This window comes from Vibrio sp. JZG120, assembly GCF_053890955.1.
The window spans coordinates 840,601-857,021 of the sequence record NZ_JBSRRK010000001.1 but is presented as its reverse complement, the minus strand read 5'-3'; the positions used below and the strand labels follow the sequence as shown (position 1 = coordinate 857,021).

Below are 16,421 nucleotides of genomic sequence, written 5' to 3'. Positions count from 1 at the left end.
GGGAAAGGATGCCCGACAAACTAAAGCGAAGTTTTGTTCAGTCCGTGATGAACAGCTTTTTCCCTCCGATCATGATTTTACTCGCGCTTATGGTCGGTGCCGCGGCTTTGTGGCTGACCCCGAAAGAGGAAGACCCGCAAATCGTTGTGCCGATGGCGGATGTATTGGTTTCGGCTCCCGGACTAAGCGCTTCTCAAGTCGAAAATCAAATCACTGAACCATTAGAAAAGCTTGTTAGCCAAATTGACGGTGTGGAATACGTTTATTCTTCGTCAATGGAAGGTGCTGCGCAAGTCATCGTTCGTTTCTATGTCGGCGAAAACCGCGAAGATGCTCTGGTTAAGCTTTACAACAAACTCTACTCCAACCAAGACAAAGTTCCTCCTTCTGTCACTAACTGGCTTGTAAAGCCTGTTGAAATCGATGATGTACCCATTGTTCTTGCCGCAATTTATTCCACCGATCCAGACATTCTCGATCGCCATCAGTTGAGACGTATTGCAGACCAAGCCACGTTAGGCATTAAATCATTGGATGCCACCAACAAGGTGGAAGTGATTGGCGGTGAGCCGAGAAAAATCCAGATAGAGCTTGATTCCGTTGCGATGGCAAACTTCAAAGTAACCATCGATGACCTCGAACAGGCCATTCAGCTCAGTAATAGCAAAACCCAAGGCAAGAACGTTCGCGTAAACGGGCAAAATTACACATTGGAGTCGGGACGGTTTCTGACTAACGCCGAAGAGGTTGGCGATCTTGTTATCGCGGTGCTCAATGGCAAACCCGTTTATTTGAAAGATGTCGCGCGTATTTACGACGGTGAAGGTGAGGCAACATCCGATACTTGGTATCGCGATAAAAACCACGATGAAGCATACCCATCGGTGTTCATTTCTGTCGCTAAACAAAAAGGCTCGAACGCGGTTAACGTCGCTCAGTCTGTTCGGGATAAACTGGCGGCGCTTCAATCCGAGCAGTTTCCTCCACAAGTTCAAGTTGCAGTCATTCGTGACTATGGCGAAACGGCGAATGCGAAAGTAAACAACTTGGTATCAAGCCTTGGCATCTCTATTCTAACGGTCGTGGTGTTTGTCGGTTTGTTTTTGAACTGGCGAAGCGCATTGGTGGTTGGTATCGCGATTCCGATTAGCTATGGTGCCGCGCTCGGGATGGACTTGGCATTTGGCTATTCCATCAACCGAGTCACGCTCTTTGCATTGATTTTGGCGCTAGGTTTGATCGTGGACGATCCGATCGCGAGTATCGACAACATTGAACGCTACCTCAAACGCAAAAATCTAACACGAACCAACGCGATTGTTCTCGCCATGGCAGAAATTCGTAGCGCCTTGTTAATGTCGACGGTCGCAATCGTGATCGTGTTTACGCCGATGTTTTTTATCACTGGGATGATGGGGCCTTACATGGCGCCACTGGCGTTCAACGTTCCGATCAGCGTTATCTTTAGTACCGTTGTCGCGTTTATGATCACGCCTTGGCTTGCCAAGAAGCTACTCAAAGGTGCTGAGAAAAACGGCCACTATGACATCCAATCGTCGCCGATGTATCGTTTGTATCGTGGTGTGTTGATTCCGCTACTTGAAAGCCGCAAGAAAGCATGGCTTTTCCTTGGTTTGGTTGCCTTGTTGTTCGTCTTGGCAGCATTGTTGCCAGCACTTCGCTTAGTTCCACTCAAGTTGCTGCCTTATGACAATAAAAATGAGTTCCAATTGGTATTAAACATGCCAGAGTCTTCAAGCTTTGTGGATACCTCCAACGCGCTGTCGAACTTTACGGACTATTTAATGACGGTGCCGGAAGTGACAAGTGTGTCGGGCTTTGCAGGTACCGCTTCCCCAATGGATTTCAACGGCATGGTGCGCCACTACTTTATGCGTAGCGAACCATACCAAGGCGAGCTTCGAGTCGTTCTTGCAGAGAAGAATCGCCGCGCAATGCAATCACACGAACTGGTGACACGACTCAGGGCGGATTTAGAGCAGATTGCAGATAAGTTTGACGCTGACGTGCAGCTAGTCGAAGTGCCACCAGGCCCGCCTGTTATCGCCACCATTACGGCAGAAGTTTACGGTGATGAAGCGACATCTTATGAAGATCTGATGATCCAAGCAGAGAAAGTCGCGGATAGGCTTCGCAAAGAACAGTTGGTTTCTGAGGTGGATACCAGCATCCAAGGTGATTTAGAAACGTGGCAATTCATCGTTGATCAAGAAAAAGCGGCGCTGTCCGGTGTTTCTGTTGCTGATATCAATAACACGCTTATTACCGCCGCGAACGCCAAAGTGCTCGGTTATATCGCCGATCCAAGAGAAGTGGATCCACTACCTATCGAAGTGCAGCTCCGACGCGAAGACAGAGATAACCTGAATCAACTAGAGCAGCTTTATGTGCGAGGCCGTCCGGGGATTGCAAAAGTAGAATCCAATGGGGCTGTTGTGGATGCTCCTCAGCCTATCGTGCAGTTGTCTGAAGTCGGTCATTTTGTGAAACGCGCAGCGGACAAACCGATTTTCCATAAAAACCTCAAGCCTGTTGTGTATGTTTACGCCGAGGTCGTTGGGCGTGTTCCGGGTGAAGTGATTGCCGATGTGATGGCTGACCAAGATACAACTCACGCGGAAGATGTGCATCGTCACTGGCAAGATCGCACGTACTTGAGCAATGGCGCTGGTGTCACTTGGAGCGTGCCAGGCAACATCGAAGTGGTTTGGAGTGGTGAGGGGGAATGGAAAATCACAGTGGACGTATTCCGCGATTTAGGCATTGCTTATGGCGCTGCGCTGCTTGGCGTATTTGTAGTGATGTTGATTCAAACTGGTTTACCTGCGGTATCGGGCATCATCATGCTGGCGATACCTCTGACCGTGATTGGGATTATGCCGGGGTTCTGGATTTTGAATGTGTTAAGCAGTGACATCGGTAATTACCCCAACCCAGCTCTGTTCACGGCGACCGCGATGATCGGCATGATTGCGCTGGCAGGGATTGTGGTGCGTAACTCACTCGTTTTGATTGAATTTGTTCAGCAATCGCTGGCTGAAGGTCGTAGTTTACATGATGCGTTGATTGAATCTGGTGTTGTTCGTATGCGGCCAATATTACTGACCGCGGGTACAACGTTACTGGGTAATGTCGTGATTACGTTAGACCCAATTTTTAACGGTTTGGCTTGGGCAATCATATTCGGAATTACCGCCTCGACCATCTTTACGTTGCTTGTGGTTCCGGTGGTTTACAACCTTGCATACCAAAACACTAAAGGACATGGATTACCTCAGATGGAGGAAGAGCAATGAAATTAGATACCAAATGGTTAGGCGTGATTCTGTTTGCCATACTCGCGCTTCTTTTTCTCTATATGGCTGGATTTTTTACAGAAAAGTTGCCGACCGAACATGACGCGAAAACCAATCAGATTGATGTAAATAACGCAGAGACACATCAACTGATGTTAACCAGCGAACCGGTTGTTCGAGAATTTCCGGGCGTCGTCGTTGCAGAGCAGCACGCCGATATCGCGGCACGGTTAACGGCATCGGTGATGGAGGTATTGGTGAAGGTTGGCGATAGAGTGAAGCAAGGAGACGTGTTGGCGCGGCTAGAAAGCGATGATCTCGACGCGCGAGTTCGTCAAAGTGAGCAGGCTTTATCCTCTGCACAAGCGCAGCTCAATGCGGCGAGAAAGGAGTTTTCTCGTGTCAGAGCGCTTTTAAACAAAAAGCTGATCCCTCAATCGCAATTTGACCAAGCGGAAAGTGCGTTGCAAACCGCACAAGCCAACTTTAATAAAGCGCAGGCGGCGGTCTCTGAGGCGGAAACGACCTTTGGCTACAGCATTATTACTGCGCCGTTTGATGGCTTGATCACGCAAAAGCCCATCAACAAAGGTGATACCGCGACGCCGGGGGCTTTGCTTTTATCAATGTACAATCCAAACTCGTTGGAAATAGAGGTGAACTTCGCTGAGTCTGTCATGCCTTATGTGACTTACGATAAAGAAGTGGACGTTGTTTTCCCGTCTTACAACCTCAATGCGCAAGCGGCTGTAAAAGAAGTGACGCCGTCGGCAGATGCCAACTCGCGCAGTTATACCGTAAAGCTTCAATTTGAGCCGCCAACGGCTATCTATCCAGGTACATACGCCAAAGTCGCGTTGACCTTGACCGACGATGTTGTACTTCGCGTGCCAAAAGAGGCAGTTTACCAAGTTGGCCAATTGGACTACGTAAAAGTGGTGCAAGACAGCGGTGAGGTAGAAACTCGGCTTATTCAGCTTGGAGAGTTGGGGAGAGTGCGAACGGGGTTGAAGCAGGGTGACGTCGTGCTGCTGAATCCAAGAGCGCTTTGATAGAACGGTTTCTTTTGTTAACTAGTTAAACGTCTATCTAACAAACAACATAAAACAGCCCAGCATGATGCTGGGCTGTTTTGTTCGTTCAGTTAAGCGTTAACGTTGCGTTTACAGGACAATGGTCACTCAGTTTGTAATCTAAAACATCTTGTGAGCTAAACAGCGTTTGATGCGCGTTTTTCGCTTTTATTTGCGGGCTAACAATAATGTGATCAATCAAAGAGCGGAATTGGTGTGTTTTTCTTGGGTTCTTATTTGAGCGAACCTTGCAATCCGCTTTGGTATCTCGCGTTACCAATTGTGCATCGTTACCAAGCGTCATGATCGCCCACAGCCAATCACGTTGATACGACAAGTTGTGATTGAAATCGCCCATTACGGCGTACTGCTGCTTTTTCTTTTCTCTCTCGCTCATCCATTTCGCAAGTGCTTCTCCTTGTTGGCTCAGTGTTTGGCAATTGCGGTTGTTTTTGTATGCTCCGCTGCATCCTGCTTTTAGATGCACAGAGAGCAGGTGAAGCTCGTCCTTTTGGTTTGGGTTAACGACGATGTAGCTGGCAAAGCGCAACTTGCTATTACCACGCGTGATTGAGAAGTCTGCTGGGTCAGACACTTCAATGTCTTTACGCACAGCAAAACCGGTGTACTGGTTGGTATCAGAAAACTGAAGGTGCTTATTGTTTGATTGAGCTCGATCAGAGAGGTAAATCGCGTAGCCATTTCCTACGGCTTTTTGAACGGCGGCTTTGGAGTCGACCTCTTGAAAGGCGATGATGTCGGCTTGAGTTTTATCCACATATTGGTTGAGTTTGACGAAATCGTCACTGGTTCTCGAAATCTTACCTCCATTTATAGACAGCCATTCTATATTCCAACTGGTTAAGTTGATGGAGTTTTGAGCAAGTGACGTTGAACTAAAAATTAATAAGGCAGTAACAAATAGTGATCGCATATTGGCTTGTTTCACTCCTGGATTTTAGCGTATTCCTTTCCAACCTTTATTCTATAAGACATCCCAAAAAAGCAAGTAGATTTAGTTCCAATTTTGCAATTTTCACGGTTTTCTTCGCAACTGAGATCAGTACCAATAAGATCGATTTGTTCTTGTCCGCTAGCCGATCTTTATTGATCAAAATCAATGTTTTCAAGTGGTGCTTTTCGTTAAATACGCCACAATATATTGTGTTAGCAGAATAAAAAATAACCCCATATAGTGTGTTTGTGGATAACTCTGTGAGTATGCTGGGGTAAGGAGAAGAAAGTGAAACCAATCGTAATCAAGCGTGACGGCTCAAGAGCTCCGTTCAACAGGGATCGTATCCAAGCAGCAGTTGAAGCAGCAGCGGAAAACAAAGATAAAGATGTCGCCATTTATGCTCTTAATGTCGCTCTTGCTGTCGAGTTACAGCTAAAAGATCACGATGAAGTTCACATCCATGAGATTCAAGACTTAGTCGAGAATGAGCTCATGCAAGGCCCTTACAAAGCCCTAGCACGTTCTTACATTGAATACCGCCATGACCGCGACATCGCTCGTGAAAAGCAAAGTGCACTAACTCGTGAAATCGAGGGTTTGATTGAAGAAAGTAACCTTGATTTGATCAACGAAAACGCGAACAAAGACGGCAAAGTTATCCCAACTCAGCGTGACTTGTTGGCTGGGATTGTGGCGAAGCACTACGCGAAAACGCACATCCTGCCTCGTGATGTGGTTCAAGCACACGAAGTGGGTGACATTCACTACCACGATCTGGATTACGCCCCATTCTTCCCGATGTTTAACTGTATGCTTATCGATTTGAAAGGCATGCTAACGCACGGCTTCAAAATGGGTAATGCAGAAATCGATACGCCTAAATCGATTTCAACTGCGACTGCCGTAACGGCGCAAATTATTGCTCAAGTGGCTAGCCATATTTATGGCGGTACAACTATCAACCGTATTGACGAAGTGTTAGAACCTTACGTCATCACGAGCTATGAAAAGCATTTAGAAATCGCGAAAGAGTGGAACATTGCTGAGCCAGAAGAGTTTGCTAAAGCGCGCACAGAGAAAGAGTGTTACGACGCATTCCAATCTCTGGAATACGAAGTAAACACATTGCACACGGCGAACGGGCAAACCCCATTCGTAACGTTTGGTTTTGGTCTTGGTACAAGCTGGGCGTCTCGTCTTATTCAGCAATCGATTTTGAAAAACCGTATCGCTGGTCTTGGCAAAAACCGTAAAACCGCCGTATTCCCTAAATTGGTGTTCGGTATTAAAGACGGTCTAAACCACAAATCAGAAGATCCAAACTACGACATCAAGCAACTTGCGCTTGAGTGCGCGTCTAAGCGTATGTACCCAGACATTCTTAACTACGACAAAGTAGTGGAAGTAACTGGTTCATTCAAAACACCGATGGGTTGTCGTAGCTTCCTAGGTACTTACGAAGAGAATGGTGAACTTATCCATGAAGGTCGTAACAACCTTGGTGTAGTTAGCTTGAACTTGCCACGTATCGCGCTTCGCGCAAAAGGCAGCGAAGCGAAGTTCTATGAACTGCTTGATGATCGTCTACGTCTTGCTCGTAAAGCACTAGAAACACGTATTTCTCGTCTAGAGAACGTAAAAGCGCGCGTTGCACCAATTCTATATATGGAAGGTGCATGTGGTGTGCGCTTGAAAGCGGACGATTCGATTGCAGAAATCTTCAAAAACGGCCGTGCATCAATTTCTCTAGGTTACATTGGCGTGCATGAAACTATCAACGCGTTGTTTGGTACTGAAGCGCACGTTTACGATGATGCCGTATTGCGTGAAAAAGCGGTCGCGATCATCAAACATCTAAAAGATGCGGTGAATCAATGGGCTGACGAAACTGGCTATGGCTTTAGCTTGTACGCAACACCAAGTGAAAACCTATGTAGTCGTTTCTGCCGCATCGACACCAAAGAGTTTGGTTTGATTGAAGGCGTAACAGACAAAGGTTACTACACCAACAGCTTCCACTTGGATGTTGAGAAGAAGGTTAACCCTTACGACAAGATCGACTTCGAGATGCCTTACCCAGAAATCTCAAGCGGTGGCTTCATCTGTTACGGTGAATTCCCGAACATGCAACGTAACGTAGAAGCGCTAGAAAACGTGTGGGACTACAGTTACACCCGCGTTCCTTACTACGGAACCAACACTCCGATTGATGAGTGTTACGAATGTGGTTACACCGGCGAGTTTGAATGTACAAGCAAAGGCTTTACTTGCCCAAGTTGTGGCAACCACGATTCAACCAAAGTATCGGTGACACGTCGCGTATGTGGCTACTTGGGCAGCCCAGATGCACGTCCGTTTAACTTCGGCAAACAAGAAGAAGTTAAACGTCGAGTGAAACACCTATAAGGTTAATTACCACTCGATTCAACACTTTGAAAATCAACCTGCTTTAGGTTGATTTTCTTTTTCGCGATAACAAAGAGACGCATTATGAACTACCACCAATATTATCCAATTGACGTTGTTAACGGACCGGGTACGCGCTGCACATTGTTTGTGTCGGGCTGTGTACATCAGTGTCGTGGCTGTTATAACCAGTCGACGCAACGCTTGGATTCGGGAGTGTTGTTCACGCAAGAAGCGGAAGACAAGATCATCAATGACTTGAATGACACGCGCATTAAGCGTCGCGGTTTGTCGTTGTCGGGCGGAGATCCGCTTCATCCTGCTAATGTACCTCATATTTTAAAGATCGTGAAAAGGGTGAGAGAAGAGTGTCCCGGTAAAGACATCTGGGTTTGGACAGGCTACACACTGGCTGAACTGGATGACGCGCAAAGAGAAGTGGTGCAATACATCGATGTTTTGATTGATGGTAAGTTTGAACAAGACAAGAAAGATCTCAATCTCGAATGGCGTGGCAGTTCAAACCAAATCATTCATCGCTTTACGGATATTTAATCAAGTATTCTCCAAACATAAAAAGGGCTCACACGTGCATAACGTGTGAGCCCTTTTGGTGTGAGTTCGTTAGTGTATTTCCAGTTACGCTGTCACCGCTTGGTCATCCTCGACTATATTATTTATCCAACGTTTAGATTGGATACGATAAGTCGTAAGTACGCCTTTCACAAATTCTTCAGCTAGCAGAGACATCAAGACAAAATGCAAAGGCAACCCGAGTACCATACCAGTGTAATAGGTAAGGGGAATACCAATAGCCCACTGACCAAACGTATCAATGAAAATACTGTAGCGAATATCTGCGCCGCTCTTTAGTACGCCGCCAATCCCTACCATGTTAAAAACTCTCAAAATCATACCCAGCGCCATGACTAAGCATACGTTGAGTGCCATTTCTGCATCGGTTAATGGGCTCAGTACCAATAGATGATGAATCAGAGGCGAGCTCAACCACACTAGGAAAAACAATAAGGTGGCTAAGATTGCGCTGGTTAACACATACCACCACGCCGTTTTCTCGACCCGATCATAATGTTTTGCGCCAATATCATTCCCAAGAAGAACGGATGCAGCGACCGCAAATCCCATAAAGGTTGAAATCAGTACGCCTTCAATCGGGGATAAGAATGAGATGATCGCAAGTTCTGAAACGCCCAATTGACCATAGATGATGCTGTAAACGATCAGCCCACCAGTCCAGAGCGCATCGTGGACCAACATGGGTAGAGAAACCTTAAAGTATTTTTGACGATACTGCTTTAAACGGCCTTTCGCCCAATCGAACTTGGTCGGAATAAGGTATGCGTAGCGTTTACAGAAAAAGTAAATCAACACTGCCGTTTGGAAAAATCGAGAAACAAAGCTGCCAACGGCTGCACCAAATACGCCCCATTGAGGGAAGCCGAATAAACCGAAAATCAAAACATAATTAAGCACGACGTTCACGACAATCGCGGAGACACTGACGTTGGTTGCCAGTTTGGTTTGGCCTACGGCGCGCAATACCGCTTCTATTGGCACCACTATCGCGGTTGCAATGAGGCTAAAGCCCGTAATCACAAGATAATCACGCGCATAAGCGACGTATTCAGGAGCGTCTGACATGAAAGAGACGATCTCTTTATCAAAAATCGCGTAGAGAATAATAAACGGCAGCGTCACTAAAATGGAAATACACCAAGATTGCGCCAATGTTCTGCGGATTCCTGCCAGGTTCCCTGAACCGTAATATTGAGAAGCCAGCACTGTTACTGCACCGCAAAGACCGAAAATGACTGCAAGGTTAAAGAAAAAAATGCGATTTCCGACTCCAACGGCTGCAGTGGCGGATTCGCCGAGTTGGCTCACCATGAAAATATCCACGACGCCGAGTAACGCAAAAAGCATGGATTGAAGTGAAACAGGAAGGCCAATCGAAATCAGCTTTTGCCAAAATGCTTTATCGATGTATTCGCGTGTTAAGAGCATCGCATTTCTCCTTAAAGATTAATGCGAGTAGTTTATCCCTATGATTTGGCGGTGTATTTTTCAAAGGCATCCAAAACCTTTGTAAAACTCTCCACTAGTGTATATGTGAGCCAATAAATCATGGAAGATAAACAAGAACGCTACGCGATTTCAGAAAAAACCTATCAAGAGTTTATTGATCACAGTCGAGTACTGGCATTGGAGGAGAGAGGCATTGTGCAGTGCGGAATTGCAACCTGTCGTGACTTCTTCTCTGTTTATCGTAAAAACCAAAAAAAACACATGCTGCTTTACACCGTGCGCGGTAAAGGTTGGTTAGAAAGTGGGGCGTGTCGATATGATTTGGAGCCTGGCTCGTTGATCACGGTGCCTGCAGGTGTTGAAAACGGTTTTGGTATGGAAGAGGAACCCTGGCAGATCGCATGGCTTTTTCTTACTCCTGATAGAGCATGGCCAATGATAGAGAGTAATATTAGTTACCAGCTCACATCTGCACCTGAGGTGATGTATGCGTGTATCCAAACGTTGTTACGCAGTATTAATCTTCCTATTGATTATGGTGGTGCGGTTGGTGCACATAGCGTGGCTCAGTTAGAGCTGATGTTAAACATGCCGCCCTCAGAGTCGATATCACGCAGCCAATTGAGGCTTCGGCGCGTATTCGATCTTGTCCAGCGTCAGCTCCATAAGGATTGGAGTGTCGAGCAAGTGGCAGCTTTATATCCATGTTCGGAGCCACATTTGCACCGTCTGACTCAAAAGCAGTTTGGTCGAAGCCCGATGGCACATTTAACACGTATGCGCATGGAATACGCTGCTAGGTTACTTCGTTCAACAGAATGGCCGATTCAACATATTGGAGAGATAGTCGGATATCCAACTAGTGCCAACTTTAGTACACGTTTTAAAGCGTGGTCGAGCATGACGCCAAGAGAATTTAGGAAAAACGGAAGAGTGGATTGGTATATTGAGGAGTGAATCGTTCTTTTTATAACCGATAGAGCGCACAAAACTTATCGTAACCCAGAATTTTGTTCTCTAATTGATGAAATAAGTGAAAAATCATTTCGCCATTTTTTGCGATGGTGTTAACGTGAGGTTCGGTACTTGAATTTCAAAGGGTTATGACTTTCATGTTTTCTAATCTCCCAACTCCCGTATTAGATCCTATTTTATCTCTATCCGTTGCATACCGTAACGATGACCGTCCAAACAAGGTTGACCTTGGTATTGGCGTCTATAAGAACAGCGCAGGCGAAACGCCGATCATGAAAGCCATTCAAATGGCGCAGGATGTCGTTGTTGAAACTCAAAAAACCAAATCTTATGTTGGTCTTGCGGGTTGCGAAGAATTTAATAAAAGCATGATCGATTTGCTACTGACGGGAACGTCAGCAATGGATCGTGTTGCTGCCATTCAAACACCAGGTGCAAGTGGTGCGCTGCGTATGTTAGGTGACCTAATGAAGGTCGCACAGCCAGATACGACGGTTTGGATTTCAAACCCTAGCTACGTAAACCATAAACCAGTGATGGAAGCGGCAGGTCTTAAAGTTAAGTTCTACCATTACTTTTCTCCAGAAACGAAACAAGTAGACACAGCAAAAATGATGGATGATCTTGCGAAGGCAGGGCCTTCCGATGTTGTATTGCTGCATGGTTGCTGTCACAACCCAACAGGCGCAGATATCGATTTTTCTGCTTGGCAAGCCATTACGGAATTGTCACAGAAGAACGGTTTCACCCCATTTGTTGATATTGCCTACCAAGGCTTTGGTGATGGCCTAGAGGAAGACGCAAAAGGGCTTCGCTTCATGGCAGATAACGTTGAAGAGATGTTAATAACGACGTCATGTTCGAAGAACTTTGGCCTATATCGCGAGCGCACAGGTGCGGCGATTGTCGTTGGTAAGAACATGCAAGACGTGACGAATGCAAAAGGCAAGTTACTGACGTTAGCGCGTTCTACTTACACGATGCCACCCGATCATGGAGCGGCTTTGGTTAAGACGATTCTTCAAGATGACAACCTGACTTCCGTTTGGAAGCAAGAGTTGAGTGAAATGCAACATCGTTTGGTTAGTCTTCGTCAAAGTTTGTGTAACGAATTGAGAAACAACCATAATACCGATCAATTTGACTTCATTGAGGGTCACAAAGGCATGTTTACTGTGCTAGGCTTTAGTGAAAACCAAATGGCGCAACTGCGTGAAGATTATGGCATTTATGGTGTTGGCGATGGTCGAATTAACATCGCTGGACTTACCGAAACTCATATTCCATACGTAGCGGACGCAATTAAGAAAGTATCTCAAGCTTAATTGGAGTGTGGATGAAAAACTGGAAACTGATTCTGCCGCTTATGATGAGCGGCAGTTTAATTGCTTGTACGTCAACTCAAACGACGCCGGAACCTGCTGAGCCTGAGTCGCCGAAGGTCGAAGAACCTGTCAAAGTAGAGCCAGAAGTGAAACCAGAGGTTGATCCAACGCCTGAGGTGGAGCCTAAGCCTGAAGTAAAACCTGAGAAAAAGCCCGAGCCAAAACCGACAAAACCAGCCAAAGTGACAAAGACACCAGACGGCATGTTGATTCTTGGTTCTGAAGAGTGGGTTTACGTTCCTGAAATTGATCAAACCTTCAAAGCTAGGGTTGATACAGGGGCGACAACATCATCAATTAGCGCGACAGACATTGTTCCGTTTGAGCGTGATGGTAAAGATTGGGTTCAGTTTAAGATCGACTTGGGCGATAAAGAAACTAAAGAGTTTAAAGTACCTGTAGAGCGCTGGGCTAAAATCAAGCAGTCATCATCAGAAGAGGTGGATAAACGAGCGGTAGTAAAAGCGTATATTACCGTCGGTGACCACAAAGAAAAGACTGAGTTTACGTTAGCTGAGCGTGGGCATATGAAGTTTCCAATTTTACTTGGTCGAAGCTTTTTTAGAGATATCGCCGTTGTGGATGTATCGAAAAAGTATGTCCAAGATAAACCTAAACAATCCGGCAAAAATTAATGCCTTATTACTAGTTCCGGCTAACAATCGGTACTTAACAAAAATGGCCTCCGAAACCGGAGGCCATTTTTATTGAATCACACACTTATTAATGCAACTGCTTAGTTACTTAATTAAAATGCAAAACGAGCAGACATCACAATTTGTTGGCCATAGACACCATTATTTTTGAAATCCGCGCCAAGTGATAGTTGCTGAGTAGAGTGGAATCTTGCGCCAAAATTATAAACGGTATTGGAATCGTCGTTATCCATTATTTGACCGATACGGGCATGTAGCTCAACATTTTGCATGAACCAAATACGAGTACCAATATTCACCTCAGTGCGCCACTCGTCACCCACTTTATCACTGCCGTTTTCTTTAATGTTGTGTACCAACATTTGGCCATAAATATCCGCAAATTGACCCGCAGGGCCATTAAAGCCAATACCACCAGCAATGTCCCAGTCTCCGCTGAATTCACTGTCTGCGCGAGCAATGAAGTGGGTGTTTTCCGTAAAGTAGGTATTGAACTCGCCACCAAATGTACCAGGGCTAGTGCCCATGCGAAATTCCATCGTGTTGTAGTTGAAATTATTTGCATGTGCGGAAAGTGGCAAAACAGCGCACAAACCAAAGGCTGCAACCTTTAGAGCTTTACCTAGCATGGTGTCTCCGGGCAAGATGATTAAAATGAACAAAAAAATGGTCTGCAAAAAGCAGACCAAGATTGATAAAGCTATCATTTTAAGTGCTTGCCGTCACCATTTAGCTATAATGCTCACCACATCATGCTGATATCCAAAGCAATCGGGGGTGTTTTACATGATCACCAGTTGCTCGACTTCAATTTCTGGCTTATTTCCGCCTTCAAATTCGCCAAACAGACGGACTTTAGTCGTGTGATCAATCGGAGAGTTTAGTCGGATATCGTCATCCAGTTCGACCATGACTTCACCGGAACCATCGCTAAAGACAAACTTATCCGCGCGAACTTGACGTAATAAGTTACCTTCAACGACTACATCTTTTTCAGTAAACATATTGGAGTCGTTTAGCAAGGCGTCCAATTTTTCCACAGTGACAGGACCATTAAACTGCAAGTTTGATTGGTTTTGAGCGTGATCTTTCGCGAACGCGATAGAAGGAGAAATAACTAAGGCGGCGATTGTTGCGATAATTGTATTCTTTTTCATGTTACATCCTCATCGGTTTGTTTTGATGGGTTCATTAAAACAGAGCTTGTTTGAACCAATGATGATTTCAACATTCATATTCTATTCATTTGCTTGAGTAAGTGGGGACGATGACGTTATGATTGTTCATCTTCCTCTATTCCTTACAAATGTTCATGAAATCAGCGATCCCATCTTTAATGGTTCAAGGCACCACTTCGGATGCCGGAAAAAGTGTCCTTGTGGCAGGTTTATGCCGTGTATTAGCGAGAAGAGGGATAAATGTTGCCCCATTTAAGCCACAAAACATGGCACTAAATAGTGCGGTAACCAGAGATGGCGGTGAAATAGGTCGAGCTCAGGCAGTTCAGGCACAGGCGTGTAATATTGAGCCAACCGTGCATATGAATCCGGTTTTGATTAAACCTAACAGTGATACAGGTGCTCAGATCATTTTGCAGGGCAAGGCGCTTTCCAATATGGATGCGGCTGGCTTTCATGATTACAAGAAAGTTGCGATGGATACGGTGTTAGATTCCTTCTCCCGTCTGACTCAAGAATTTGATTCGATCATGATCGAGGGCGCAGGGAGTCCTGCTGAAATCAATTTAAGAGAAGGCGATATTGCGAACATGGGTTTTGCGGAGGCCGCTGATGTTCCGGTGATCATTGTTGCTGATATTGATCGTGGTGGTGTGTTTGCACATTTGTACGGAACACTCGCGTTACTTTCTGAATCTGAACAAGCGCGAGTAAAAGGATTTGTTATCAACCGTTTTCGAGGTGATATTCGTTTATTGCAATCGGGCCTCGACTGGCTAGAAGAAAAAACAGGCAAACCTGTACTCGGCGTGCTTCCTTTTCTTCATGGTTTGAATTTAGAAGCAGAAGACGCGATCACCGCGCAGCAAGAGTTGCACTCTGAGGTAAAACTGAATGTCGTTGTGCCTGTTTTAACCCGGATTAGTAATCATACTGATTTTGATGTGTTGCGATTGAATCCCGACATCAATCTACGTTATGTAGGCAAAGGCGAGAAAATAGATAAAGCCGATCTTGTTATTTTACCTGGGACCAAATCAGTTAGAGACGACTTAGAGTATCTAAGAAGCCAAGGGTGGGATAAAGATATCTTACGTCATATTCGTCTTGGTGGAAAAGTGATTGGTATCTGCGGTGGCTACCAGATGCTTGGAAACTTGATTGATGACCCAAATGGCGTCGAAGGCCAGCCGGGTCAAAGCGAAGGGCTTGGCTTACTAGACATCACCACGACGCTAACTAACAGCAAACAGCTTACAAATACACAAGCACAGCTTTCTCTTAATGGCAAAACAGCCAATGTAAAGGGTTATGAAATCCACGTAGGACAAAGTGAAGTGCAGGGCGTTCAACCTCTTACATTGAGTTCCGGTGAAGCTGAGGGGGCTATCAGCAAGTGTGGCCAAATCATGGGTACCTACCTTCACGGGTTCTTTGATGAGGCAGATGTCTTAAGCCTGGTGTCAGAGTGGGTAAACGGCACTCAAATCAAACAACAAGACTTTGAAGAGTTAAAGGAGCAAGGAATTAATCGTATTGCAGATGCGATAGAACAACATATGAACCTTGATTTTTTGTTTAAATAGCACATTAACTGATTGAACTTTATACCCAAATAACCAGTTCTTTCGCTTGCCTTGTATTGGAGTTTCTCTATGAAAGCATGGAAAACGCATGCTTGCCTCGCGGCAATATTAAGCATTTCATTTTCAGCTAACGCAGCTACGAACCTCAAAGTGTATGCGGCGTCTTCGATGACGAATGCGATCGACGAAATCACACAAAACTTTGAAGAAAAGTATGACGTTTCTATCACTCCCGTTTATGGTGGTTCTTCTTCTATCGCTCGACAAATTATCAACGGCGCACCAGCGGATATATTTATTTCTGCGAATACAAAATGGATGGATTATTTGGTCGATAAAGACGTTATTTCTCGTGACAATGTCACAAGCTTGGTGCGCAATAGCTTAGTGTTGATTGCGCCTCAGTCTTCAGAATTAACCTCATTTAACTTCTCTGATGCAACAGCATGGGAAAAGGCATTGCATGGAAATCGCCTTGCGTTAGGCAATCCGACGTCAGTGCCTGCTGGTATGTACGCGAAAGAATCACTGACTACACTGGGTGTATGGAAAGAGATTCAAAATCAAATCGCACCAGCAAAGAATGTGCGCCTAGCTTTGGCGTTGGTTGAACGTGGGGAAGCACCTTTAGGCGTGGTCTACAAAACCGATGCGCAGTTAACCGACAAAGTCAAAATTGTCGGTGAATTTACGAGTGATACGCATGCGGCTATTGTTTATCCGGCTGCGGTTGTGAATGATTCTACTGAGTCTGAGCAGTTCTTCCAGTACCTAAAATCGGACGAAGCCGCACGCGTTTTTGCTCAATATGGCTTTCAGCAATAAACCGGCTTTCAATCAT

13 protein-coding genes are annotated in these 16,421 nt (G+C 45.4%); 9 read left to right on the top strand and 4 right to left on the bottom strand.

The genetic code is table 11. The features are described 5' to 3' along the window. Window positions 1-8 precede the first annotated feature (8 nt). Window positions 9-3,317, top strand: a complete 3,309-nt coding sequence (locus ACWPOD_RS03670) for an efflux RND transporter permease subunit (protein ID WP_456231572.1) — start codon at window positions 9-11, stop codon at window positions 3,315-3,317. Beyond that, entirely contained in the window at window positions 3,314-4,369 is a 1,056-nt protein-coding gene (locus ACWPOD_RS03665; RefSeq protein WP_005460933.1) for an efflux RND transporter periplasmic adaptor subunit, read from the top strand. The genes ACWPOD_RS03670 and ACWPOD_RS03665 overlap by 4 nt, the downstream gene beginning before the upstream one ends. 88 nt (window positions 4,370-4,457) lie before the next feature. Here the strand turns inward: ACWPOD_RS03665 and ACWPOD_RS03660 are convergent, their stop codons facing one another. After that, on the bottom strand, window positions 4,458-5,324 hold the full coding sequence (locus ACWPOD_RS03660; RefSeq protein ID WP_167427517.1) for an endonuclease/exonuclease/phosphatase family protein: 867 nt from the start codon (window positions 5,322-5,324) through the stop codon (window positions 4,458-4,460). Window positions 5,325-5,633: 309 nt separating this feature from the next. Between ACWPOD_RS03660 and nrdD the strand changes: the two genes are divergently transcribed. Next, complete coding sequence (gene nrdD, locus ACWPOD_RS03655; RefSeq protein ID WP_161442232.1) at window positions 5,634-7,754, top strand: anaerobic ribonucleoside-triphosphate reductase; 2,121 nt, start codon at window positions 5,634-5,636, stop codon at window positions 7,752-7,754. Window positions 7,755-7,838: 84 nt separating this feature from the next. Further along, window positions 7,839-8,309 (top strand): anaerobic ribonucleoside-triphosphate reductase-activating protein, encoded by a 471-nt coding sequence (nrdG, locus tag ACWPOD_RS03650; protein ID WP_005394529.1) that lies wholly within the window; start codon window positions 7,839-7,841, stop codon window positions 8,307-8,309. 84 nt (window positions 8,310-8,393) lie between these two features. Here the strand turns inward: nrdG and ACWPOD_RS03645 are convergent, their stop codons facing one another. Beyond that, window positions 8,394-9,779, bottom strand: coding sequence for an MATE family efflux transporter (locus ACWPOD_RS03645; protein WP_167427516.1), 1,386 nt, complete (start codon window positions 9,777-9,779; stop codon window positions 8,394-8,396). A gap of 120 nt (window positions 9,780-9,899) precedes the next feature. Here ACWPOD_RS03645 and ACWPOD_RS03640 point away from each other — a divergent pair, with 120 nt between their 5' ends. The 3 genes from ACWPOD_RS03640 (at window position 9,900) to ACWPOD_RS03630 (ending at window position 12,795) form a co-directional block, all read left to right on the top strand. Further along, window positions 9,900-10,757, top strand: coding sequence for an AraC family transcriptional regulator (locus tag ACWPOD_RS03640; RefSeq protein ID WP_053808398.1), 858 nt, complete (start codon window positions 9,900-9,902; stop codon window positions 10,755-10,757). Window positions 10,758-10,912: 155 nt separating this feature from the next. Then, window positions 10,913-12,100, top strand: a complete 1,188-nt coding sequence (locus ACWPOD_RS03635) for an amino acid aminotransferase (RefSeq protein ID WP_191907357.1) — start codon at window positions 10,913-10,915, stop codon at window positions 12,098-12,100. A gap of 11 nt (window positions 12,101-12,111) precedes the next feature. Then, the gene (locus tag ACWPOD_RS03630) at window positions 12,112-12,795 is read left to right on the top strand and encodes an ATP-dependent zinc protease family protein (protein WP_456231571.1); all 684 of its coding nucleotides are present in this window, start codon (window positions 12,112-12,114) and stop codon (window positions 12,793-12,795) included. Window positions 12,796-12,908: 113 nt separating this feature from the next. On the opposite strand, the gene ACWPOD_RS03625 is transcribed toward ACWPOD_RS03630, so the two are convergent. Next, window positions 12,909-13,445 (bottom strand): hypothetical protein, encoded by a 537-nt coding sequence (locus tag ACWPOD_RS03625; protein WP_005394515.1) that lies wholly within the window; start codon window positions 13,443-13,445, stop codon window positions 12,909-12,911. Between the two features lie 153 nt (window positions 13,446-13,598). After that, window positions 13,599-13,973, bottom strand: coding sequence for a YgiW/YdeI family stress tolerance OB fold protein (locus tag ACWPOD_RS03620; protein WP_456231570.1), 375 nt, complete (start codon window positions 13,971-13,973; stop codon window positions 13,599-13,601). Window positions 13,974-14,128: 155 nt separating this feature from the next. Between ACWPOD_RS03620 and ACWPOD_RS03615 the strand changes: the two genes are divergently transcribed. Together ACWPOD_RS03615 and modA are read left to right on the top strand one after the other, a co-directional pair. Then, window positions 14,129-15,580: a cobyric acid synthase gene (locus ACWPOD_RS03615; protein ID WP_343429093.1), complete on the top strand. Its 1,452-nt coding sequence runs from the start codon at window positions 14,129-14,131 to the stop codon at window positions 15,578-15,580. A gap of 69 nt (window positions 15,581-15,649) precedes the next feature. Continuing rightward, complete coding sequence (gene modA / locus ACWPOD_RS03610; protein ID WP_258677037.1) at window positions 15,650-16,405, top strand: molybdate ABC transporter substrate-binding protein; 756 nt, start codon at window positions 15,650-15,652, stop codon at window positions 16,403-16,405. The last annotated feature ends 16 nt before the right edge of the window (window positions 16,406-16,421 follow it).